The sequence below is a fragment of the Halalkalibacterium halodurans genome (assembly GCF_005671335.1).
GTDB lineage: Bacteria > Bacillota > Bacilli > Bacillales > Bacillaceae_D > Halalkalibacterium > Halalkalibacterium halodurans.
The window spans coordinates 3890058-3913610 of sequence record NZ_CP040441.1 but is presented as its reverse complement, the minus strand read 5'-3'; the positions used below and the strand labels follow the sequence as shown (position 1 = coordinate 3913610).

The following is a 23553-nucleotide window of genomic DNA, read 5'->3' as shown; positions in this document are numbered from 1 at the left end:
GTCTCGACCACTTCTCCCTTGACCATATGATCTCAAAAGTGATGATCGCTTGAAGAATTCGTGGAAGACGCCAATAGAATGGTTCCCTTAAGGGCTGTAAATAAAAGAAGCATTTGAAGGAATGAAATTTACCAAGGATTACTCTTCAATTTGAAGCTAGTAACAATCATATCTTCGGTTTGATTTGGCTGGCAGATAAAAACATTGTCCCCTTCTCTACGGTTCTCCTTGTAGATCGCGACAAAAACGAGCATACTGGTTCAAGAGAAGGAAGGAGGTAGGTACCATGCGGACGCGAATTCGAGCGGCAGGGGTGGCCATTCATAACGATTGTATTTTGCTACACCGCTGCCTAGATTTTTGGGTTTTGCCAGGCGGAGAAGTTGAACGGGAATCATCAGCCGATGCATTAGTGAGAGAATGTAGCGAAGAACTCGGATTACCTGCGCGTGTGGGACGACTTCTTTGGATCGTTGAGAATTTTTTCGACTACGAAGGGGAGCTGGAGCAAAGCATTGAATTTTATTACGAGCTGTCTTTCCCTCAGCATGCCGAGATTTATAAACAATCAGAGATCCAAGGCTATGAGCATGAAGGGGATGAACCACTATTGTTTATCTGGCAACCGCTAGAGCAGCTAGAGGAAATCACGATTTTGCCCGAATGTTTGCCCTCCCGATTAAAGGCGTGTCAACATGGCTTACCGCAGCAAATCGAGCACATCGTTAACAACCAACCTGAGTAAAGAACCGTCTTCAAACGGGACGGTTCTTTAGTAGGTAGAAGAAAGTATAACCGGTTGTTCTAGCGCAGGGCGCCAAACACGGAGCGGCACAACGGCCAGTTATCAACGGCTGTAAGCCCACCCTGCTTTCTTTGGGTCTCGTTGCTACGTTTTGAGCGTGCCCTTTGCACGTTTTTATTGACATCGCTTTCAATTGACACCTATAATTAAATCATAATAAAGAACAATGTTCCGTATAGTGGAAAAGAGTGAAACGATGGTACAATCTGTAGACCGTGCATTAATGATTCTTGACATCCTGAAACAACATCCGAAGGGGCTGGGGATCACGGAATTGGCTCATGAGCTGAATGTAGCGAAAAGCACCGCCCATCGGCTCGTTTCTACATTGGAGACGTATGACTACGTTACACAAGACAGGGAAACAAGCCGCTACTCGCTAGGGTTAAAGTTTCTTGAAATGCAGCAAGTGGTCATGGAGAACATGGACATTGTTGCTGTAGCTCATCCGATTCTTGAAGCGCTCACCGAAGAATGTGGCGAAATTAGCCATCTCGTCATGCGCGACCACTTTGATGTCGTCTATATTGACAAAGTGGAGAGTGCCGTGTCAACGATTCGCATTTACTCACGAACAGGAAAGCGTGCCCCGATTTATTGCACGGCGGTCGGGAAGGCGATTGCAGCTCATTTTGATGAGTCCTTGCTGCAAGAGTACGTGGAGCAAGCGGCGTTTCAGCCATTGACGCGTCATACGATAAGTGAACCAAAAGCTTTTAAAGCAGCGTTACAAAAGGTTCTCACCGACGGTTATGCCGAGGACAATGAAGAGCACGAGGAAGGCATTCGCTGCATCGGGGCGCCCATTTTTAACCACCTGGGCCAAGTACCCTATGCGATTTCGATTACAGGGCCACTTGCTCGCATGACAGATGCCCGACTACAAACGTTGATTCCAAGGCTAAAGCAGGCGGCTGCTGCCATTTCGCAAAACATTGGCTACCGTAAGTAGCCCTTTTTATTTAAATAGTAACAGGAACGCCGTTCTTTATTACGGAACAATGGGGAGGCGAACAAAATGGATGTTGTCACGTTTGGGGAAACAATGGTCGTATTCGAACCGATGGAGATGGGCGCCTTACGCTATGTGGACCGCTTTAAAAAAGGGGTCGGTGGTGCGGAATCCAATGTTGCCATTGGTGTCGCCAAGCTAGGCCATTCGGTCGGCTGGATTAGCAGAGTCGGGAACGATGAGCTTGGTAAATATGTGATTTCCGCGATTCGCGGGGAAGGGGTTGATACATCTCAAGTCGTGTTGGATGACGGGGCACCAACTGGCCTCTACTTAAAAGAAAAGCTTCGTGACGATTTCAATCGAGTTTATTATTATCGGGCAGGATCGGCCGCGAGTCGTTTAGGCGTAGAGGACATTAACTGGGCGTACATGAAGCAGGCGAAAATCATCCATATCACTGGAATCACGCCATTATTGAGTGATTCTTGCTATGAACTGTGCCATGCTGTGCTAGACTTTGCCAAAGAGAATGGGATTTTCGCTTCATTCGATCCGAACCTGCGAATGAAGCTGCTCGCAAATGTTCCAGATGGGAAGGAGAGGCTGCTGGCGTTAGCAAGTAAGGCAGATCTGGTCATGCCAGGCCGTGATGAAGCAGCGTTTCTATTTGATACCGATGAGCTAGCGCAAATGTTTTCAAGGCTCTTGACCGGTCGGACGACAAGGGTCGTGATTAAAGATGGGGCCAAAGGGGCTCACTTCATGGAAGAAGGTAAAGAGCCACAATTTGTACCGAGCTGCCCAGTGGATAAGGTCGTTGATCCCGTTGGGGCTGGTGACGGGTTTGCTGCTGGTGTCCTTGCCAGTTTACTCGAAGGGAAGTCAATGGAAGAAGCCGTCTCGGTCGGAACACAAATTGGTGCGCTCGTCGTCATGGCAAAAGGTGACATGGAAGGACTACCGGAGCGAGAGCAGCTGGAAGCATTTTCGCAAGCCCGTTCCGACGTTTTACGATAAGGGGGATGTCATGAAACAGAAGGTGTTTAACAAATTACTCGAATCAGGTGTAGTGGCGGTCGTGCGTAAGCTGCCAAAAGAGAAAGCAATGCCGGCGATTGAGGCTCTTGTAAGAGGTGGCGTAACAGGAATTGAAATCACAGTAGAATCGGACGGGGCATATGAACTTATAAAAGAAGCGAAACAAGAGTTCGGCGAGCGAGCGGCCGTTGGTGCAGGCACCGTGCTAGACGGGCATGCGGCGTATCAAGCCATCGCGGCAGACGCTGATTTCATTTTTACTCCGACTTTAAAGCGGGAGACGATTGAAACAGCACGTCGTTACGGGCAGTTGGTCATTCCTGGCACCTTCACCCCGACCGAAATTCAGACGGCCTATGAATGGGGGGCGGATGTTGTCAAAGTGTTCCCCGCGAATGTTGTTGGTCCAGGCTATATTAAAAATGTGGCAGGTCCACTTTCCCACGTCTCGATCATGCCAACAGGTGGAATCGATGAGACGAACATCGCTGCGTTTGTCAAAGCAGGTGCAGTGGCATGCGGAGTGGGCGGATCTTTACTCAAACAGGCGTTCATTGAAAACGAACAGTGGGGAGAGCTAACGGCACTAGCAGAAACATACGTAAAAGAGGTGGAGAAAGGAAGAATGAAATAGGAGAAGAAAGATGCTGTTTCCAGTTACGGGAGGCAGCACTTTTTTAATGTGTTGAATCGTTTATGGGAAAATACAGGACGCATGATCAGAAAATCTTACGACAAATAAAACGGAATGTATTAAATTATAGAAAGAAATCGATCTGTGTAGCGCCCTGTTGGTCCTAGTAAAACATCTATCTCCCACTGATGATCGTTTCTATGATGAGACAACCGGAAAAAGGGACAAGGGAATGTCTCGAGATCATCGTCGCTCATTTGATCTTTTCTTCCTCTTCAACTTTGCATGCCATCCATTGAATAAACTTGATTTCTTTTTCCGTAAGATCACGATTTAAACGTTCGACAAAAAATGATTGTAGCTCGTCCTGAATTTGATGCAGTTCCATTGCCACGGATATCATCTCCTTTTCATATGACTAAACATATCCTAAAGCATTACTAAACCAATCATTTGCGACACTCTTTTATTATAAGCGCCCTTTAGGTCTTTCGACATATGCGATTTGCAAAGGAATGGAAGACTTTAAGCAGATAAATCGAAGAAATTCGAGCAAAATCTACATGACGCATTAATATATTTATCTTTGCCAATGTTGACGTTGTCCACTGTCTTAAGCAATGTATGATCAAAAAAGTCAAGGTAGAACGAAAAATCTCGAATTTTATAAAACGAACAACCTATTCGTTATAGCGAATTTTATCAACCATTGTCCGATCATGGGGGAAAGCCAATGTCAAATCAGGTCGAACACGCGTTTTGCATTGTGTAAGGGGATTCTACGAGCAAATCGACCACCGGAGAAAGAATCGGTGGCTGGTGAAACGAGCTTATTGTTGTGAGCAGTCCAGTCAATCATGACCACCATAGGCTCAGAAATACGAGGGAGTTCATATTCAATATAAAGTTCATCAATTTAAAAACAAAATGAATCATTTTACTAAATCAAGCCTATTTTTAATAGATAGGCAATAGATTAGGGGTCGCAAAGGAAGGTGATATGCTCCCATTTTTTATGAGAGGGGGGCTGCTGTATGATTTTGCTGACTTTTTTTACCTTGTACTACGACAAAATAAATGGTCCGCAAAGGGAAAAGTCTCTCCTGGTTGAGTGTTTAAGATAAAAATGTATGAATAAGTTGTAAACAATCAGTAACAGTTTCCTCTGGTGCTTGTCCTTTAATGTGAAAGTTTCTTGCTCTCCAATCCAGACTTTTTACTTGGTCAGTAAGAATAACCCCTTCAATAGGTAACCCCGGTGGTATTTCTATTTCAAAAGGATAACCTTTTTGTTGTCTGGTAATTGGACAAACCACCGCAAAACCTGTGTTTTTATTAAATAATTTAGGGGACAAAACAATAGCCGGTCGTGTCCCGGCTTGGTCATGACCCGATTGTGGGTTAAAGTCTACATAAACAAGATTCCCTCTATCCGGTACTGGCATTTACAACAATTCCTTTCCTGTTCTCCCGAAATCAATTTCGTTATGTCTGTTTTCAGGAGTGATTTTTGCCACTAATTCCTCTAATGTTGGCTTTCTTTTTTTAGGCTTTAAAATAATCGTTTGATCACTCCCTAAGCTTAGTTCAATTTCAGATCCTTGCGTAACGTTAATATGTTTAGCATAATGGTTCGGAATACGAACAGCTAAACTATTTCCCCACTTTTGTATAGTAGTCATGAGTGTCACTCCTTTATTTTCATCTACATTCATTATAACACCTCATTTTATTATTGTATATACATAGTATATACACTGTAGGAGGAAATGATACTAAGAAATTTAAAAGGATATATCGTTTTTGGCATACCCTATTTATTGCTTAGGAACCTTTTATTCCTAGGTCGCTGTTGCTGGAACACCACGGTCTTTTTTATGGTACGCATTCCTCTTCATTTGATTATCCTCATTTTAATCGTAAGAAACGTGTGATAATCGAAAAGATTAAGTAACGTCTACTCTGAGTATTTTCATGATGTGCCCAGTATGTGCGCTTTTTTTAAAAAAGATTAAACCGATATGAAAGTGCCTATCTTCCTTAAGCCATTGGTCATTCAACTATATGAAAGAGATTACAAATTGGCAATGAATAGGAATTTCCGATCAATTCTGTACAAAAGCTGTACAATTCGTATAAGATATTAGTAATGTTTCTTTTTAGAAACGTTTGTATATTTGACAAAAACAGCGTCATTAGGAGAAGATGATAAATACCGTTCCAAAAAAATGGGACGGTTATGAATAATCTATATTTTTCATCTTTATTTCCCTATTGAAAATTGTTATTATTGCAATGTACGACAGAGGTCGGGAAAATCTTCAGAATTTACATATAACCATCGACAATTTAACGCAGTGAAGTAGAAAGGGTCTTTTTTAAAGAGAAATTTTCTATCTGTCTGCAAGTTCCCTTCACTTTTCTCCCAAATTAGCCGATTAATCTACTATTATAGGTTTTAAGTGTACGAAGGTAATGTCTCCTTACCTTTATCGACGGAGGCACTCGGCCATGTTGTGGGTCGTCAATCAGCGATGACCTTAGACGCGTCCGTTGTCATTGATGTGGTGTGAGGTGAGGTTCAATGCCTCATGTTTATTTTATTTTCATAGAGAGAAAGAAAAAAGCATTAATCAACTCCTTAATGCGATTAAGTAGTTGCTTAGTGCTTTTTACACTCTGAGAAAGTTTAATTTCTATAAAAAAAGATTGAGGGTAAGAAAAACTTGGCTTTTGCTATTGGACCTGGCCATAGTCCAAGTTTTTCTGAACAAAAGGATAGGAGGTGCGTTCATGTCATATAAAAAAAGGATTGCTTTGCTCGCGACAAATGACTCGGTGATTGTGATGTTTTCGATTTATGTCTGCAATTTTCTTATGTTTTCAAGTGGCACATTCTCGAGTATATTGTTTGTTAGCTCTGTTACGCTGCTAGCCAGCCATCATTTCTTTGCGCAAAAACTAAAGCTCTACAAGCGAGTATGGCAGTATGCAAGCATGAACGAATTAAAAGCGATCATCATGGCCGTTACATTCTCCATCGTGACAGTAGCTATCGTTCAACTATTATTTTTCCAAACGGTATATGTCCGGACGCTCTTTACGACGTGGATGATGCACATGCTACTGATCGGGGGATCGCGCTTTTCTTGGCGACTTTACAGAGATACATATATGAAGCCAAAGCTTAATAAAACGAAGACACTGATCATCGGAGCAGGTTCGGCTGGGTCGATGGTTGCTCGTCAGTTGTTACAAAACCAAGAAGCGGAGCTGCGCCCAGTGGCTTTCGTGGATGATGATATTAGTAAGCACAATCTAGAGATCATGGGCATTCCTGTTTTAGGCGCCGTTAAGGACATGGAAGGGATTGTTGCAGAACATAGCATTGAACATATTATAATTGCCATTCCATCGTTGAGCCGGGTGGAGCTGAATGATATTTTTCACGTCTGCTCGAAAACAAAAATAAAAACGCAAATTCTCCCGAAAATTGAAGATATCATGATGGGAAGAGTGGAGGTTGCTCAGTTCCGTGATGTAGAAGTAGAGGATTTACTAGGTAGAGATCCTGTCGAGCTCGATATCAATGGGATTGCTCAATACATTACAAATCGAACGGTGCTCGTCACTGGGGCGGGCGGTTCCATCGGGTCAGAAATTTGTCGGCAAATCGCTTGTTTCCAACCGGAGACACTCGTCCTTCTCGGTCATGGCGAAAACAGCATATACTCCATTGAAATGGAATTACGGGACAAGCTCCCTAACATCAATATCGTCACCGAGATCGCAGATATTCAGGATCGTGAGAAAATGTTTTCAATCATGGACGATCGGAAGCCCCACGTTGTCTTCCATGCAGCAGCACACAAGCATGTTCCGCTCATGGAACGAAATCCTGAGGAGGCAGTGAAAAACAATGTGCTCGGCACGAAGAACACTGCGGAGGCGGCAAGTGCGGCGAACGTCAACACCTTTGTGATGATCTCGACCGATAAAGCAGTCAACCCGACAAGCGTAATGGGAGCTACGAAACGAATCGCGGAAATGATCATTCAACACATGGACATGATTAGTGACACCCGCTTCGTCGCTGTACGTTTCGGAAACGTCCTCGGTAGTCGCGGCAGCGTCATCCCTTTATTTAAGAAGCAGATCCAAAAAGGTGGCCCTGTGACCGTCACGGATCCAGAAATGGTCCGCTATTTCATGACCATTCCAGAAGCTTCCCGTCTCGTTCTCCAAGCGGGAGCGCTTGCTGACGGAGGCGAGGTGTTTGTCCTCGATATGGGGGAGCCTGTGAAAATTGTCGACCTGGCGCGCAATCTCATTCGTCTGTCAGGCTATACGGAGGACGAGATTCCGATTGTCTTTACCGGCATGCGACCAGGCGAAAAACTATTTGAAGAATTGCTCGGGGAAAATGAAGTCCACAGCGAGCAAGTCTATCCGAAGATTTACCGCGGGAAGACACCGCCAGTTGAAATTAACGTCATCTATCAATTGACCGACGAATTTGCAAAGAAAGAGAAAGATGCATTACGGGAAGAGTTGCTCGACATTGCCAACTTTAGAGTGGAGGCATTAGGTCTAAGCAACCCAACCGTCGGTTCAGCATAATAGAGGAGTGGAAACGTGAAGAAAATCAGAAAAGCGATTATTCCAGCAGCAGGGCTCGGGACGCGATTTCTCCCTGCCACCAAAGCGATGCCAAAAGAAATGCTCCCAATCGTAGACAAGCCGACGATTCAATACATTGTCGAAGAAGCGATCTCATCAGGCATTGAAGACATTATAATCGTCACCGGAAAAGGCAAGCGAGCGATTGAAGATCATTTCGATCATTCCTTTGAGCTAGAACAAACGCTCGCAGAAAAGGAAAAATACGATTTACTAGAAAAAGTGAACGAGTCGACAAAGGTCGACATCCATTACATTCGGCAAAAAGAGCCAAAAGGACTCGGACATGCCGTTTGGTGTGCACGGAAATTTATCGGAGACGAGCCGTTTGCCGTCTTATTAGGTGACGATATCGTTCAAGCGGAAACCCCGTGCTTAAAACAACTGATCGATCAATACAAACAAACAGAGTCATCGGTCATCGGTGTACAGACCGTCGCTGACCATGAAACCCATCGCTACGGCATTGTCGACCCGATCGACCAAAAGGGACGAACGTATACAGTCAAGCAGTTTGTCGAGAAGCCAAAGCCGGGAACCGCCCCATCCAACTTAGCAATCATGGGACGCTACGTGTTAACGCCAGAAATCTTCACATTTTTGGAGCGCCATGAAACAGGGGCAGGCGGAGAAATTCAACTAACCGATGCCATCGAGCGCCTCAACGAAATCCAACATGTGTACGCCTATGACTTCGAAGGCAAACGCTACGACGTTGGTGAGAAGATTGGATTTGTGAAAACAACCGTCGAATTCGCCTTAAACGATGAGGCGATCAAGGACGAGTTTGCCGGCTTTCTAGAAGCAATCCTCGAACAGAAGAAGGTTAACTTTTAACAGAGGGAATGAACGGGTAGAGGAAAAACAAATGAATCATGCAGCTTGTACAAACGTATAGGCTGCATTTGTCGTTCTCCCTAGTTTACTTTATAATACAAACGGCTTTATTGAGAGACAACATTAGATTAATCGCTGATCATCTACTAGGAGGAAGTCTTATCAATGGGAGAGAGAATATTCCTATCATCACCACATATGAGTGATGAAGGTTATGAAATGGCGTATGTAAAAGAAGCTTTTGATACAAACTGGATTGCACCACTCGGTAACAATGTCAATATGTTCGAAAAAGAACTAGCTGAAAAAGTCGGAGCAAAAGCTGGCGCTGCATTATCCTCAGGTACAGCAGCGATCCATTTAGCTTTAAAGGCAGCAGGTGTAAGGGATGGAGATGTTGTCTTTTGTTCCACATTAACCTTTTCAGCTACAGCAAACCCGATTATCTATCAAAATGCAATTCCGGTCTTTATAGATAGTAACTATAAAACATGGAATATGTGCCCGAAAGCATTAGAAGAGGCATTTGAAAAGTATCCCGAAGTTAAGGCAGTTATTGTGGTGCATCTCTATGGATTATCAGCAGATATAGATTCAATTGTAGAATTATGTAAAAAACATAATGTTGCCCTGATTGAGGATGCAGCAGAATCGTTGGGCACTTATTATAAAGGAAAACATACAGGGACATTCGGAGACTACGGAATTTTTTCATTTAATGGCAATAAAATTATCACTACCTCTGGTGGCGGTATGTTGGTTTCCGATCAAGAAGAAAGAATTGAAAAGGCAAGATTTTGGGCTACACAAAGTAGAGATCAAGCAAGGCATTATGAACATAGCGAACTCGGATTTAATTACCGTATGAGTAACGTTGTTGCTGGAATCGGTAGAGGACAATTGAAGATATTAGATGAAAGGGTAGATAAAAAGAGATACATTTATAAGTATTACAAAAAAGCATTAAGTGAGCTAGACGGTATTGAATTTATGCCTGAAAATGAATGGGACAAACCTAATTATTGGCTAAGTGCAATCACATTAACTGGGAAAATCAGGCCAATAGACGTGATCGAAGCTTTAGAAAAAGAAAATATAGAATCAAGACCGGTTTGGAAGCCGATGCATATTCAACCTTTCTTTGAAAAATATGATTATATCGGATCAAATGTGTCAGAGAACTTATTTGAAAATGGAATATGTCTCCCATCTGATACAAAAATGACAGAAGATGATCTAAATAGAGTTGTGGAGGTCATTAAGGGGTTATTTACTTGTAACCTAATTACATACTAACGATTATAGTGTAAGTCTAATTTATTGCAATCTCTTTAGGCGACCCATTTGATGTAACAGAGTTATGGAGGATTTTCTAATGTATAAAAAATATTTTAAAAGATTAATAGATCTTGTTGTCTCATTTATTGGATTGATTATTTTATCACCTATTATGTTAATCGTCGCTCTACTTGTAAAAGTGAACCTCGGAAGTCCGGTAATATTTAAACAAGAAAGACCCGGTCTAAATGGTGAAATATTTACTTTATACAAGTTTAGGAGTATGACCAATGCAGTCGATGAAAATGGCGAATTATTACCTAACAAAGTGAGATTAACGAAATTTGGTAAGTTATTGCGTTCTACTAGTTTAGATGAGCTCCCTGAGTTATATAATATTCTGAAAGGTGATATGAGCCTAATTGGTCCAAGACCATTACTTCCGGAATATTTAGAACGTTATAATGAAGAACAAAAAAGGCGTCATGACGTGAGACCTGGGTTAACAAGTTTATCAGCCGCAAATGGCCGTGCTAGCTTATCGTGGGATGAGACTCTTGCGATGGATGTCTATTATGTTGATAACGTTAACTTTCTTATGGATTGTAAAATTATTTTGAAAACAATTATTGCTGTTGTAAAAAGAAAAAATATAAGTAGTGATAGAGGCAAATTTATGGGCTCAGGATCAAGGAAACAGGTTTAATAATAGCTTTAACTTCTGAGGGCTTTTTCTAAATAGAAAATAAATTTCTATGATTTTAACATTTAGTGGTTTCTATTGATCGGAGGACGCTTTGTAATGTTATGTAATAATAATGAAAGATATGAAATTGGTAGTCATTTTGATCTTGATTTAAATGAAGTACCTTTTCAGCGAGGTAAGAATGAAAGTTGGTTATCTTCGAAAAATGGAGATGACTCTTTTACTTTCTCAGGAAGAGCTGCTATTGAGTATGCTATTAAGGATATTATGAGAAGTCGAGATGTAAATGTAGTATATATGCCTTCGTACTGTTGCTCTTCTATGGTACAACCTTTTATTAACAATGGAGTAGATGTTAGATATTATGATGTTAAATTTAAAAGTGATGAAGGAATCATCTATGAAGTCGATACGACTATAGATTGTGACATTTTTTTCGCAATGAGCTATTTTGGGATTGAATTATTTAAGCTAGATAATGTGTGTAGAGAATTTTCCAAAAGAGGTATTCCAATTATTGAAGATATTACACATTGCTTACTTTCTATTATCCCTTATTCAAGTATGGCTGATTACAGTGTCGCTAGTATACGAAAATGGTTTCCAATCCCTTCAGGTGGCTTTATTCTTAAGCATGAAGGTGTCCTCTTTGCGAAACCTGATCTGGACAGTGACGATTTAATAAATAAAAAAGTAGAAGCAATGCGTGAAAAAAATGCGTTTTTACAAGGTGAAGAGATATTAAAACAAACCTTTATGGAGAAATTTTCTGAATTTGAGTCAATTTTTAAAGGATTGAATTATAACTACAAAATTGACCGTTTGTCACACGAAATGATTTTAAACATGGATATAAATGATGTTCGTTTACGCAGGCGTAAAAATGCGAAGATTTTATACGAAGGGTTAAATAACTTTAAATTTGTTGAGCCATTAATACCCAAGCCAGATATTGAAAATGGTTGCCCGCTCTTTGTTCCTATCATGGTCACTGATGGAAAGAGAGATGAGTTATGTAAGTATTTAATCGAAAATAAAGTGTATTGTCCAGTTCATTGGCCTGACAGCACTGGATCAAAAACAGGCATACAGGAGAATGAACTGTCACTTATTTGTGATCAGCGATATACGGAAAAAGACATGGAATTTATCTTAACACTCATTGAAAAGTGGCATCCTATGGTTGTTAACAGATATGCTTAATTTAATTTTAGATTATGCCTACTAAAAAATTTCGCCATTTTAGGAGAGTCTATTAAACACTATGATTGATATTTATTTTGAACCTAACTATGGTAAATTGTACGAGAAGATAGAAAATGGTACATGTGAAGTTTTTAATTATAAATGTGATTTAGGAAATATTCATCATGTTTTTATAAAAAGGCAAATCCCTTTTCAAGTTGACGATAACATATACTTTGATATCGTCACTCCTTATGGATATGGGGGGCCATTGATTACAAATCATCAGGAAGAAAGAAAAGATCAGTTACTTAGAGAATTTAAGCGAGAATTTAATGATTACTGTAAGAAGAATAATATTATTAGTGAATTTGTTCGATTCCACCCTATGATTGATAATTTTAAGGATTTTAAAGATGTTTACGAGATATCCTTAAACAGAAAAACTGTAGGTACCAATCTATCGTATTTTGACGATCCGTTTCGGTCCGAATTTTCAAAATCATGCAGAAAAAATATTAGAAAAGCCTTGAAGGAAGGCGTTACATATAGGGTTACTGAGAAACCGGATGATATAAGTGCATTTAAAAAGATATATTATTCAACAATGGATAGAAATAACGCTACCGATTATTATTATTTTGATGATAACTACTTTGATAACTGCACTCATTTTTTTAAAGAGAATTTGCTATTAGTTGAAGCTATTTATGAGGATCAGCCCATTGCAATGGGCCTGTATTTTATATATAAAAATGTAATTCATATTCACCTATCTGGTACTTTAACTAAATATTTATATCTCTCTCCAGCCTATATTTTAAGGTATGCTGTCACTTTGTGGGGAAAAGAAAACGGCTATGAAATGATACATCACGGTGGTGGTAGAACGAATGATATAAACGATACCCTATATAAATTTAAGAAACAGTTTGGAAAGAATACTGAATTTGATTTTTATATTGGGAAAAAAATATGGGATTTGAATATTTATAACAGGATATGCGCAGAAAATAGTATTGATTCGGATATAGATTACTTTCCTGCTTATAGAAGTGATCTTTGATCGAAATAGAAATGGCTTTACAAAGTAACGAAAAATTCGGAATTCGCGTGGGGTGGAAATAAATAATGTCTGATTTAAAAGCAAAGAAATTATTAATACTAGGTGGTTCTAGAATTTCTTGTGAAATCGTTAAAAAGGCCAAAGACATGGGGATTTATACTTTGGTAACGGATTGGTATTCAGAAGAGAGATCTCCTGCAAAAAAATTAGCTGATAAAGCTTTTATGACTAGTACAGCTGATGTTAGTGCAGTTGTTGACCTTATTAAAAAAGAAAATGTAGATGGGGTAATAACCGGTTTTACAGATTCTACACTGGCATATTATGCTCAAATTTGTCAGCAGGCAGGATTACCATGTTACGGTACCAAAGAGCAATTTGAAACCTTAACAAATAAAAGAGTGTACAAAAAGTTATGTAGGGACTTTGGAGTGCCAGTGATCGATGAATATTTTATTAATGAAAATATCGATACCGCTGACTTAAAGGGGATTAAGTATCCGGTTTTAGTGAAACCAGCAGATAATAGTGGGGGGCGGGGAATCTCCATTTGTAATAACGAGCAAGAATTAATTACTGCTTATAAAAAAGCACTTTCTTTTTCAGAGAGTAAAGAAATACTTATAGAGAGATATATCACAGGTAAAGAAGTTACTGCTTTTTATATTTTGCAGGACGGAAATACATACTTAACAGCTATGGCGAATAGGCATATCAAGCATAACCAAAGTGATACGATTGCTCTGCCAGTAGCTTATACTTTTCCATCAAAGCATTTGATTGAATATCAAAAGAATATAGAACCTAATGTCAAAAAAATGTTTGAATCTTTGAATATGAAAAATGGCATGGTTTTTATGCAGTGCATTGTTAAAGAGGATCAATGTCTAGTTTATGACATTGGTTATAGACTTACCGGTACATTAGAATATAAATTGTTAGACGCAGTGTGCGGCTATAATCCTTTAGAGATGCTTATTAGATTTGCATTAACGGGACAAATGGCTAAATTTCCGTTAAAAGAAAAGGTAACACCACAATGGGACGAATACGGGTGTAATGTGTCTTTTCTTATAAAGCCTGGTACTATTGAAGAAATCAAAGGAATAGATGAAATCTTAGAGATACCAGGAGTCATCGATGCGGTATTAGCTCACACAGAGGGGGATGAGTTACCAGACTCAGCAAAAGGAACTTTGAGACAGATCGTATTGAGAGTGTTTGCGAAAACTCAAAGTGAAAACGAACTAGAAAAGCTTTTGGACACAATTTATAACAAGCTTACAGTCTTATCTTCTGAAGGAGAAAATATGTTGCTCGAAGGGTTTGATACTGAGGAGATAAGGGGGGCTTTATGTTAAAGATGAAAGGGAATCTACCTATTGTAGTAGTAAGTGGGGCTGGTGGTTTTTTAGGTCGAGAGCTAGTAAAACAATTACTAGAACGTGGAAGTTTCTCGGTTATTGCTATGTCATCAAAAAAAGAGCTGGTTGCAGAAGAGTTTTGCAGCCATCCTAATTTACTTACAGTTGATATTAATAATTGGAAACAAGAAGTAGGGAAGAATCTAAACCTAGATGTTTTAATAAATTGCGCATTTCCTCGAACGTCAGAACCTGAGCAGTTGGCAAAAGGTCTTCTTTTCACAGAAAATTTAATAAAAGATTCGATCGAGTTAAATGTAAAAAAAATTATAAACATCTCCTCACAAAGTGTATATAGTCAAAAAGAAAAAATGTCTACAGATGAGAATGCTCCAGTTATTCCGGAATCTTTTTATGGGATGACAAAATATGCATCAGAGAGAATTATTGCAGCGATGTGTGAGAATTCTGCTAACAATATTACATACTCTAATATTAGGCTAGCAAGCTTAACTGGGCTTAGTTTTGAAATTAGAATGACAAATAGATTTGTAAAACAAGCTTTGCAGGGGCAACCAATTGTAATAAATGGTGGACGACAAAGAATTTCATATTTAGATGTTAGAGATGCGGCGGCGGCACTAATTGCAATGATTAAAGCTGATGTGAGCGGATGGAAGAAAGTATATAACTTAGGTAATTATTATAGCTGCACGTTGTTAGAATTAGCAGAAACGGTAAAAGATATAGCAAAAAAGTTTTCAGTATCAGAGGTTAATTTACAAGTTCGGGATGGAGATGATAATTTTAATAATTTAGTTAACAGTGCGTTGTTTTATAGTGACTTCAACTGGAAGCCTGAATATACAATTCCTATGATGGTAAATGAATTATTTGAGCATTATAAAGAAAGAAACAATTAAAGTGGGAGGCCCCATGTGATGTATGCTTTAGTAGTAGGACGATCCTTCCCAGAACAGAGAACTGGCATGATGGGAATATTTGAGTTTGAGCAAGCTCAAGCGTTGAATAATAACGGATTTAACACAATTTATTTGTTTTGTGATACCAGATCAGTTAAAAGACTACGTCATGTTGGATATTCTCGCACTAAAAGTAATGAGGTACCTGTATATGGCTATCACCTTCCAATAGGTGGTGCACCACGGAGAATATTCGATAAAATCAAAAAGTGGCATTATAAAAAAGCTCTAACATCGATCATTAATGATTTTGGTGTACCAGACATCATTCATGTGCATTTTCCGTTGCTAACGTTGAATCAAGAAATTTGGTCAGAATTAAAAAAGTTAAAAAGGCCAATTGTTGTGACGGAACATTGGACTAAGGTTCAAATCAAAGACATTGCACCTCATTATTTAAAGCTTTTGAAAAGAATAGTAAGTGAAGCCGATTCTTTTATTTGTGTTGGAGATTTACTTAGGAATAGTGTAATGGAGTTAACTAATACCAACAGAGAAATAAAAGTTATTCCAAACATGGTGGCACCACAGTTTTATTATGAAGAACAGCACTTAAAAAAAGATTTCTTTGAGTTTGTTGCTATAGGTAGGTTAGTAGAAGTTAAAAGGTTTGATCTAGTAATTGATGCTTTCACTAAAGCCTTTGCAAATAATCCCAAAGTACGACTGACTATTGTTGGTGGTGGGCCATTTTACGATCAGTTGAAGAAGCAGATTGACGATTCAGGTATGAATGATAAAATATCGATGCTTGGATTTTTGTCTAGAGAAGAAACAGCTGATGTATTAAGGAAGAGCGATGCGTTTGTATCAGGTAGTGTATTAGAAACTTTTGGTGTCCCTTTTATTGAAGCAATGGCTTGTGGAAAGCCTGTTATAGGAATTGAAAATGGGCCGATAGATAGGTATATAAACGAAACGAATGGATTACTTTTTCAATCCGGTAAAATAAACAATCTTGCTGAATCAATGATAAAGCTTTATGAGAATAGAGAGTTGTATGATGGGAAGAAAATATCAGAAGACGCGAAACAGTTGTTTAGTGAAGAGGCTGTTGCTAAACAGTTGAATAAAATTTTTTACGATTGTATAGCTCCGCAATAGTTAATATTTTTGGAGGATTGCAATGCCATTAATTAGCATTATTGTACCTGTATATAAAGTAAAAGAAGAGTATTTAAGAGACTGTATTGATAGCCTAAAAAATCAAACATTTAACGATATAGAAATTATATTAGTAGATGATGGTACACCGGATAATGGAGGAGATATTTGTGATGAATATGCACAAAATGATAAAAGGATTAGAGTAATTCATCAGAATAATCAAGGTGTATCATCAGCACGTAATAGTGGAATTGAAGCAGCAACTGGTGACTGGGTTACTTTTGTTGATGCTGATGATTGGATTGAGCTGAATACATGTGAAATATTAAAGAATGTAATCAGAAAGGAAGGTGCGGATATAGATTTCTTTATTTTTTCCTTAAAAGTTAATCAAACTAATAAGGAACTGGAAAATCCTTTTTGGGGTACTAACTATTCTGCCCTCGAAAAAGGCGATAGAGAGGAACTTCAAGTTCAGTTGCTTCATAAGTCCATATCTTATTATAGTCCCCCCCACAATATGGTTGGAGTAGCTGTATGTAAATTATACAAAAGAACTTTCCTAAAAGAAAATAATTTGAAGTATAATACGAGCTTATCGGTATGTGAGGACGGAGTATTCGCTTTTCAAGCATTAGAAAAAGCGAATAAAGTCTTCTATGTGAACCATTTTTTATATCATTATAGGAAGCATAGTGATTCAGCAACACATCGCTATAGAGAAAATGCAGAAGTTGATTATACTAAAGGATTAAAAGCGTTAGAAAGTTGTTTGATAGAGTTTGATAAAAAGGGAAAATTTTATATAGCACTTTATTTTAGAACAATATTAAACATATTTGTAATATGCAATCAATTTTATTGTAATAGTAATAATACGCTATCAACCTTAGAAAAGATAAGGAGTATTCAAAAACTTTGTAACTCAGAGCCATATTTGTCGTCTATAAAAAACATCCGTTTAAAGTTATTTTGGGATAAAAGCAGTTTATCTCATAAAATTGGTTTTAGTCTATTAAAAATTAGATGGTACACTGCATTTTATTATTATATCTTACTGAAAAATAAATATAGAAACAAGGTAATAAATTGAATTATTTACTATAAAAAGAAATTCCTGCTAATTACCGTTCCAGCTTTTCTCTGCTAATTGATTGCGTACTGTTCTTGTCAATTAAAAAAACCAAATCTAATAAGACATAAGGTGCAGAAGGGTGTGAAGAATTTCAACCCGGACTTAGAAGGAGACCCTAATAATGAGGACTAATGGGGAAATTTTCATTAATTTAAAATCTTTTGGGATCACATTGTTAACTATATATATGTTATTTGAATATATATATATTTCTGTATTTAATAGTCTTTCGCTTCAAATGTTTGTAACAGTTTTACTTTTAAGTATCCTAGTAATTAATGCATTAGCTAGAAAAGAAAAATATACTTTTAATAAAACTGATATACTATTTATATTAGCTATTTTTGTTGCTTTAGGTGGCTTGCATAACAGTACATTTACTACAGAAGAAATTGCAGGGCCGATAATTTTTAGTTCATTAATTATTATTTCATTACTAATTCGAGGAGACATAGAAAATTATAAATGTTCAATAAGCATTATTAAGTGGGGGGGGGTTTTTTACGCACTATCTGTAATTTTTTCGTTTTTGTTCCCTAACCTATATTATCGCCTGTTTTTAACTTATTTACGCCCTAATATTGTTGAAAGAATTTTGCAGACAATGGAAAAAGGGCTCTATACAGGCTTTAATAGCCAAGTCGCTTTTACAGCTGGGTTTATTGTTTTTGCAATGGGTGTAATTTGTTGTAGTTGGATTGTTAGTAAAGAAACGAGATTTAGAAAAGGAATATTGTTATTTATCCTTTTATTGATAGGATTATTGTTAACTCAAAAAAGAGCTCACTTATTATTCATGTTTTTTTCATTATCTTTTGTTTATATTCAATACTCGCGTTTCTATTATCAAAAAATCAAAAAAATCTTTAAAGTTGCGTTTTTCTCTGTATTAGTAGCTGTTTTTGTGATGGCTTTTGCAAAATTAGCTAATGTCGGGCAGGTTCTATTCTTACGAATAATTCAGACTTTTGAAGGCTTTATGGCTGGAGAGGATATAACAAGTAGTCGAACATTACTATATTCACATGCATGGGATATATTTTTGCAAAATCCTTTATTCGGAATAGGGTGGGGAAAATTTAGTGATACTGTTGTAGGTAATATAACAGTTCGAACTGAGATGGAGACCCATAATATATATCTGCAATTGTTAAGTGAAACTGGAATTGTCGGTACCTTTTTCATATTAATGCCGTTTCTTTTGACATTTTTATACACAATTAGAATAACGCGGATGGTCAGTCAGAGGAAAGACAGTTATTCATGTACTTGGATATTTGGAGTTATATTTTCATTATATATACAAACCTTTTTCTTGTTATATGGATTAACTGGAAACCCACTATATGATAATAGTTTCTTTGTAATGTATTTAATAGCTTGTGGAATGATTTTCTCTTTTCGAAAGTTAATAAAAAGAGGATCTTATAAGAGATCTTATTTAGCTATAAAGTAAAAATATTTTTTTGAAATAAGAGAGGTATCATATGAAAAAGATAGGTATTATAACACTAAATGGATATTTTAATTATGGTAACAGGTTACAAAATTATGCTGTACAAGAAGTGTTAAAATTATTTGGCTACTATGTTGAAACGTTAATAGTTGATATTAACAAAAATCAGGAAAAAGATAAGAATAGATCGCTATTTAAAAAAAATAATAGTATTAAAGAAAGATCGTTTGTAGAAATTATGGATAAAATTAATAAAAAGATTTGGTTGTCAATTAATAAAAAAAATATTGAAAAGGCTAGGCTAAATAGAACAGAAATATTTAAGAAATTCACTAAGGATTTTATTAATGAGACTGATTTTCGTATAAATGAAAATAATATTCCTAGTAATTTAGCAGATGATTATGAGTATTTTGTAACTGGAAGTGATCAAGTTTGGAATCCTGATTATATGTCGGGATCATCAATTTACTTTTTAACGTTTGCACCTAAAGAAAAGCGAATCGCTTTTTCTCCAAGTTTTGGAGTTTCTGAAATCCCTTTTAAATATCAATCGAATTATAAGAAATGGATAAGAGAGATAGAGCATCTTTCTGTAAGGGAAGATGCTGGCGCTAAAATTATAAAGGATTTAACAGGTAAAGACGCTAAAGTCCTCCTAGATCCAACTATGATGCTAACCAAGGAAAAATGGCTATCTATTTCTAGTAGGCCTAAAAATGTGGGAAGCACAAAATATTTACTTACTTATTTTCTAGGCGGAGTACCGAGAGAGTATAGAGATGAAATTAATAAAATAGTGAAAGATAATAATCTAGAAATTATTAATTTAGCCAATATAAAAGACAGCGAAACGTATCAAACAGGCCCGAGCGAGTTTATACAGTATATAAACTCTGCAAGTGTATTTTGTACTGATTCATTTCATGGGGCAGTATTTTCTATTTTATTGGAGACGCCATTTATAGTATTTCAGAGAAAAGGCAATTCGCCTTCAATGTATTCTAGAATTGACACCTTATTAAATACCTTTGATTTAAACTCTAGAAAAGCAAGTAATATTATTACGAATGAAGAAATCTTTAATATTGACTTCTCACATATACCTGAGATTTTAGAATACGAGAGAAATAAAACATTGACCTATCTTTCAAAGGCATTAGGCGGTAAGAATTAACCTTTACTTCGATTCTTAGATTTGCGGATAATGAATAAGGGATTCTAATCTCAATAGAGCTGTAACCTGTAAAGAAAGAAGTTGTTTTTAATGAGTCAAATGAGAGCGGGAGCTATATTATCTTATCTATCATTAATTGTTAGCATATTAATTGCGCTGTTATATACACCTGTAATGATCAGGCTATTAGGTCAATCTGAGTACGGACTTTATGCCCTTATAGGTTCTATAGCAGCATACTTTAATATTATGGATATGGGCTTGAATAATGCAATTGTCAGATTTACTGCCAGAAATAGAGCAATTGGTAATGAAGAAGAAGAGTCAAAGTTAAATGGACTATTTTTAATATTATTCTCTATTTTAGGATTATTAGCTGTCATCATTGGTTTACTATTTATAACTAAAATAGATAATATATTTGGCTCCAGCTTAAATGACTCAGAATTAGAAAAGGCTAAAATAATGGTGATAATCTTAATGATAAATTTTGCTCTATCTTTTCCTCTTACAGTCTTTGGTTCTATTATGCAGGCATATGAGAAGTTTGTAGTTATTAAACTTGTATCCATTACTCGCTCGCTCTTAATACCAGTTATAACTCTGCCAATATTATTTATTGGTTACGGTTCTATTGCTATGGTTGTTATTACTACAGTTGTTAATATTTTGTGTTTGTTATTTAATGCTTTATATAGTATCAAAAAATTAAAAGTAAATTTCTGTTTTGAAAAAATAGATTATAAATTACTAAAAGAAATTATAGGCTATTCTTTTTTTGTTTTTTTAGGTGTAATTGTAGACCAAATATATTGGAATACTGATCAATTTATTTTAGGTGTAGTCGCGGGGACTGTGCCAGTTGCAGTATATGCAATAGCGATGTTATTTATTAAACTTTATATACAATTTTCAACATCGCTTAGTGGTTTATTTTTACCCAAAGTATCTATGATGGTTGCAAATAAAGCTACTGCTAAAGAACTAACTAATATAATGATCAAATATGGAAGAATTCAATTTGTAATTATGGCTTTTATATTAAGTGGATTTGTTTTGTTTGGAGAACCATTTATTAATTTGTGGGCAGGCACCCACTATAATAAAGCTTATTATATAGTAATGATAGTCATGGTACCGTTATCTATCCCGCTAATACAAAATATAGGTATTTCAATATTGTATGCGAAAAATTTACAAGGTTTTAGATCTGTGGTATTAATCCTAATTGCATTTTTTAATGTTATTATTACCATCCCACTAGCAAAATATTATGGAGGAATTGGTGCTGCAATTGCTACGGCGGTCTCATTAGTAGTAGGGAACATTATTGTAATGAACATTTATTATAATCGTAAGATCGGAATTAATATACCCCTTTTCTGGAAAAACATTTTGCTTGTGTCTGTACCAGTTATAATAGTTTTATTTATCGGGGGGAGTATTAATTATTTCATTACTGAAAACAGTATACTTTTCTTGTCTTTTAAAATATTAATTTTTTCAGTGATTTATTTTGTAATCATGTGGTACTTTGCATTAAATGATTATGAAAAAAGTTTACTAGTATCCATAATAAAAAGTTTTAAAAGTAAAATAGCCTTGCTTATGAATAAAAATAAAGAGGAAAAATTATAAATAAAAATGTTACTTTTATTAAGGAAGTGTGTTTATGGATGATAACTTAAAAGAACTAATGAATACTGTTGTTCAAAATGATTATTGTATTGGGTGCGGAACTTGTGCTAGCATAAATAATTCTCCATTAGCTATGCAATTAAATGAATATGGTACATACAAACCTTATATGAATAAGAATATTATTCAGTCTGATAATATGGAAGCTGATGTCTTATCAGTGTGTCCATTTTCAAATAGTAGTAATAATGAAACAGAAATAGGAAGGAAAGTTTTTGGCGAGTTTAATAATGTTAGCTTTAATGAGCATACAGGATTCTATATAAAAAATTATGCTGGCTATGTAAAGGAAGGAGATTTTAGAAAAAAAGGTAGTTCTGGTGGAATGGGGAATTGGATCGCTGCCCAACTTCTAAAGAATAACTTAGTGGATGGAATTATACACGTAAAACCAAAAGATGGTAAAAATAATATATTATTTGAGTATCAAATTTCTAACAGTTTAGAAGAACTATCCAAAGGGGCTAAATCAAAATATTATCCTATAGAAATGTCTAAGGTAATTCAATTAGTAAGAGAAAGTAAGGGCAGATATGCTTTAATTGGTTTGCCTTGTTTTATAAAATCTATTCGACTATTGTCAGAACAAGATAATATAATTAAAGAGCGAATTAAATACTATATTGGATTAGTATGTGGTCACTTAAAAAGTGATATGTTTGCAAAGTCTATGGCTTGGGAACTAGGAATCAAACCAGATGACTTATATAGAATTGATTTCAGAAAAAAATTGGAAGGTAGAACCGCAAATAATTACGGTGTAGAAGTATGTGGTAAAAAGAATGGTGAAAAAGTAGTTTTAAGTTCGCCGACCAAAGAGCTATACACTACTAATTGGGGGCATGGGCTATTTAAATATAAGGCGTGTGAATTTTGCGATGATGTATTAGCAGAAACTGCAGATGTAACTGTAGGGGATGCATGGTTACCAGAATACTCAAAAGATAGCCTAGGTACAAATATCATTACAGTAAGAAATCCAGTTATACAAAACTTATTAGAAAAAAATAAAAATAATATTCATATCGAAGAAATAAGTCCAAGGAAGGTTTATCAATCTCAAGCTGGTGGGTTCCGTCACAGAAGGAATGGGTTAGCATACCGACTACATTTAAAAGATATAAATAAGCAATGGAGACCTAAAAAAAGAGTCGAGGCTAATAGTAGAATGAGTAATAAGAGAAAACGTATATATGAAAAAAGAATGCTGTTATCACAAGAAAGTTTCAAAGCCTATAAAGTCGCTGAAGAAGCTGAAGACTTTAATGTTTTTAAAAATCATATGGATCCGATTATTAAAGATTATAACAAAATGGTAGCACCTCCTATCCCTGTGAGGGCTATAAGAAAACTCAAAAGAAAACTTAGTAATTTGTTTAAAAATTAATAAGGATATCTGGGGATGATTCTTAGAGCCTAGGTGGATTTTTGACTTATTTTGTTCAATTT

The 23553-nt window shown here is 36.6% G+C and carries 21 protein-coding genes; 18 read left to right on the top strand and 3 right to left on the bottom strand.

Going from position 1 to position 23553, the window contains the following annotated elements; translation table 11 throughout:
* The first annotated feature begins 286 nt into the window (after positions 1-286).
* From FED51_RS19055 to FED51_RS19040, 4 genes are all read left to right on the top strand, one after another.
* On the top strand, positions 287-745 hold the full coding sequence (locus FED51_RS19055; protein WP_053430180.1) for an NUDIX hydrolase: 459 nt from the start codon (positions 287-289) through the stop codon (positions 743-745).
* Between the two features lie 256 nt (positions 746-1001).
* Positions 1002-1757, top strand: coding sequence for an IclR family transcriptional regulator (locus FED51_RS19050; protein WP_053430181.1), 756 nt, complete (start codon positions 1002-1004; stop codon positions 1755-1757).
* Positions 1758-1823: 66 nt separating this feature from the next.
* Complete coding sequence (locus FED51_RS19045) at positions 1824-2777, top strand: sugar kinase (protein WP_053430182.1); 954 nt, start codon at positions 1824-1826, stop codon at positions 2775-2777.
* Positions 2778-2787: 10 nt separating this feature from the next.
* The gene (locus FED51_RS19040; protein ID WP_053430183.1) at positions 2788-3432 is read left to right on the top strand and encodes a bifunctional 4-hydroxy-2-oxoglutarate aldolase/2-dehydro-3-deoxy-phosphogluconate aldolase; all 645 of its coding nucleotides are present in this window, start codon (positions 2788-2790) and stop codon (positions 3430-3432) included.
* A gap of 253 nt (positions 3433-3685) precedes the next feature.
* On the opposite strand, the gene FED51_RS21235 is transcribed toward FED51_RS19040, so the two are convergent.
* The 3 genes from FED51_RS21235 to FED51_RS19030 form a co-directional block, all read right to left on the bottom strand.
* Positions 3686-3826: a hypothetical protein gene (locus FED51_RS21235; protein ID WP_010899847.1), complete on the bottom strand. Its 141-nt coding sequence runs from the start codon at positions 3824-3826 to the stop codon at positions 3686-3688.
* Between the two features lie 721 nt (positions 3827-4547).
* Positions 4548-4877, bottom strand: coding sequence for a type II toxin-antitoxin system PemK/MazF family toxin (locus FED51_RS19035; RefSeq protein ID WP_010899846.1), 330 nt, complete (start codon positions 4875-4877; stop codon positions 4548-4550).
* On the bottom strand, positions 4878-5147 hold the full coding sequence (locus tag FED51_RS19030) for an AbrB/MazE/SpoVT family DNA-binding domain-containing protein (protein WP_041820955.1): 270 nt from the start codon (positions 5145-5147) through the stop codon (positions 4878-4880).
* Positions 5148-6225: 1078 nt separating this feature from the next.
* Between FED51_RS19030 and FED51_RS19025 the strand changes: the two genes are divergently transcribed.
* The 14 genes from FED51_RS19025 (at position 6226) to FED51_RS18960 (ending at position 23491) form a co-directional block, all read left to right on the top strand.
* On the top strand, positions 6226-8052 hold the full coding sequence (locus tag FED51_RS19025; protein ID WP_053430184.1) for a polysaccharide biosynthesis protein: 1827 nt from the start codon (positions 6226-6228) through the stop codon (positions 8050-8052).
* A 15-nt stretch (positions 8053-8067) separates the two neighbouring features.
* Positions 8068-8949 carry a UTP--glucose-1-phosphate uridylyltransferase GalU gene (gene galU / locus FED51_RS19020; RefSeq protein WP_053430185.1) on the top strand — a complete coding sequence of 294 codons (882 nt, stop codon included), beginning with the start codon at positions 8068-8070 and terminating at the stop codon, positions 8947-8949.
* A 165-nt stretch (positions 8950-9114) separates the two neighbouring features.
* Complete coding sequence (locus tag FED51_RS19015; RefSeq protein WP_053430186.1) at positions 9115-10245, top strand: DegT/DnrJ/EryC1/StrS family aminotransferase; 1131 nt, start codon at positions 9115-9117, stop codon at positions 10243-10245.
* Between the two features lie 79 nt (positions 10246-10324).
* Complete coding sequence (locus FED51_RS19010; RefSeq protein WP_083445440.1) at positions 10325-10933, top strand: sugar transferase; 609 nt, start codon at positions 10325-10327, stop codon at positions 10931-10933.
* A 96-nt stretch (positions 10934-11029) separates the two neighbouring features.
* Positions 11030-12136 (top strand): aspartate aminotransferase family protein, encoded by a 1107-nt coding sequence (locus FED51_RS19005; RefSeq protein ID WP_053430188.1) that lies wholly within the window; start codon positions 11030-11032, stop codon positions 12134-12136.
* A 61-nt stretch (positions 12137-12197) separates the two neighbouring features.
* The gene (locus FED51_RS19000; RefSeq protein ID WP_053430189.1) at positions 12198-13184 is read left to right on the top strand and encodes a GNAT family N-acetyltransferase; all 987 of its coding nucleotides are present in this window, start codon (positions 12198-12200) and stop codon (positions 13182-13184) included.
* Between the two features lie 65 nt (positions 13185-13249).
* Complete coding sequence (locus FED51_RS18995) at positions 13250-14545, top strand: ATP-binding protein (RefSeq protein WP_218973203.1); 1296 nt, start codon at positions 13250-13252, stop codon at positions 14543-14545.
* Positions 14539-15471: an NAD-dependent epimerase/dehydratase family protein gene (locus FED51_RS18990; protein WP_053430191.1), complete on the top strand. Its 933-nt coding sequence runs from the start codon at positions 14539-14541 to the stop codon at positions 15469-15471. Before FED51_RS18995 ends, FED51_RS18990 begins: the two co-directional genes overlap by 7 nt.
* Positions 15472-15489: 18 nt before the next feature.
* On the top strand, positions 15490-16635 hold the full coding sequence (locus FED51_RS18985; RefSeq protein WP_053430192.1) for a glycosyltransferase family 4 protein: 1146 nt from the start codon (positions 15490-15492) through the stop codon (positions 16633-16635).
* A 22-nt stretch (positions 16636-16657) separates the two neighbouring features.
* The gene (locus tag FED51_RS18980) at positions 16658-17731 is read left to right on the top strand and encodes a glycosyltransferase family 2 protein (RefSeq protein WP_053430193.1); all 1074 of its coding nucleotides are present in this window, start codon (positions 16658-16660) and stop codon (positions 17729-17731) included.
* Between the two features lie 163 nt (positions 17732-17894).
* Positions 17895-19229, top strand: a complete 1335-nt coding sequence (locus FED51_RS18975) for an O-antigen ligase family protein (protein WP_053430194.1) — start codon at positions 17895-17897, stop codon at positions 19227-19229.
* Positions 19230-19260: 31 nt separating this feature from the next.
* The gene (locus tag FED51_RS18970) at positions 19261-20406 is read left to right on the top strand and encodes a polysaccharide pyruvyl transferase family protein (protein WP_053430195.1); all 1146 of its coding nucleotides are present in this window, start codon (positions 19261-19263) and stop codon (positions 20404-20406) included.
* Between the two features lie 90 nt (positions 20407-20496).
* A complete protein-coding gene (locus FED51_RS18965; RefSeq protein WP_053430196.1) occupies positions 20497-22044 on the top strand; it encodes an oligosaccharide flippase family protein in 1548 nt (515 codons plus the stop codon).
* A gap of 34 nt (positions 22045-22078) precedes the next feature.
* Entirely contained in the window at positions 22079-23491 is a 1413-nt protein-coding gene (locus FED51_RS18960) for a Coenzyme F420 hydrogenase/dehydrogenase, beta subunit C-terminal domain (protein ID WP_053430197.1), read from the top strand.
* Positions 23492-23553: the final 62 nt, after the last annotated feature.

Coding starts and splice junctions, on each gene's coding strand:
- FED51_RS19055 (WP_053430180.1), top strand. CDS start 287: ATGCGGACGCGAATTCGAGCGGCAGGGGTGGCCATTCATAACGATTGT.
- FED51_RS19050 (WP_053430181.1), top strand. CDS start 1,002: ATGGTACAATCTGTAGACCGTGCATTAATGATTCTTGACATCCTGAAA.
- FED51_RS19045 (WP_053430182.1), top strand. CDS start 1,824: ATGGATGTTGTCACGTTTGGGGAAACAATGGTCGTATTCGAACCGATG.
- FED51_RS19040 (WP_053430183.1), top strand. CDS start 2,788: ATGAAACAGAAGGTGTTTAACAAATTACTCGAATCAGGTGTAGTGGCG.
- FED51_RS19035 (WP_010899846.1), bottom strand. CDS start 4,877: ATGCCAGTACCGGATAGAGGGAATCTTGTTTATGTAGACTTTAACCCA.
- FED51_RS19030 (WP_041820955.1), bottom strand. CDS start 5,147: ATGAATGTAGATGAAAATAAAGGAGTGACACTCATGACTACTATACAA.
- FED51_RS19025 (WP_053430184.1), top strand. CDS start 6,226: ATGTCATATAAAAAAAGGATTGCTTTGCTCGCGACAAATGACTCGGTG.
- FED51_RS19015 (WP_053430186.1), top strand. CDS start 9,115: ATGGGAGAGAGAATATTCCTATCATCACCACATATGAGTGATGAAGGT.
- FED51_RS19010 (WP_083445440.1), top strand. CDS start 10,325: ATGTATAAAAAATATTTTAAAAGATTAATAGATCTTGTTGTCTCATTT.
- FED51_RS19005 (WP_053430188.1), top strand. CDS start 11,030: ATGTTATGTAATAATAATGAAAGATATGAAATTGGTAGTCATTTTGAT.
- FED51_RS19000 (WP_053430189.1), top strand. CDS start 12,198: ATGATTGATATTTATTTTGAACCTAACTATGGTAAATTGTACGAGAAG.
- FED51_RS18995 (WP_218973203.1), top strand. CDS start 13,250: ATGTCTGATTTAAAAGCAAAGAAATTATTAATACTAGGTGGTTCTAGA.
- FED51_RS18990 (WP_053430191.1), top strand. CDS start 14,539: ATGTTAAAGATGAAAGGGAATCTACCTATTGTAGTAGTAAGTGGGGCT.
- FED51_RS18985 (WP_053430192.1), top strand. CDS start 15,490: ATGTATGCTTTAGTAGTAGGACGATCCTTCCCAGAACAGAGAACTGGC.
- FED51_RS18980 (WP_053430193.1), top strand. CDS start 16,658: ATGCCATTAATTAGCATTATTGTACCTGTATATAAAGTAAAAGAAGAG.
- FED51_RS18975 (WP_053430194.1), top strand. CDS start 17,895: ATGAGGACTAATGGGGAAATTTTCATTAATTTAAAATCTTTTGGGATC.
- FED51_RS18970 (WP_053430195.1), top strand. CDS start 19,261: ATGAAAAAGATAGGTATTATAACACTAAATGGATATTTTAATTATGGT.
- FED51_RS18965 (WP_053430196.1), top strand. CDS start 20,497: ATGAGTCAAATGAGAGCGGGAGCTATATTATCTTATCTATCATTAATT.
- FED51_RS18960 (WP_053430197.1), top strand. CDS start 22,079: ATGGATGATAACTTAAAAGAACTAATGAATACTGTTGTTCAAAATGAT.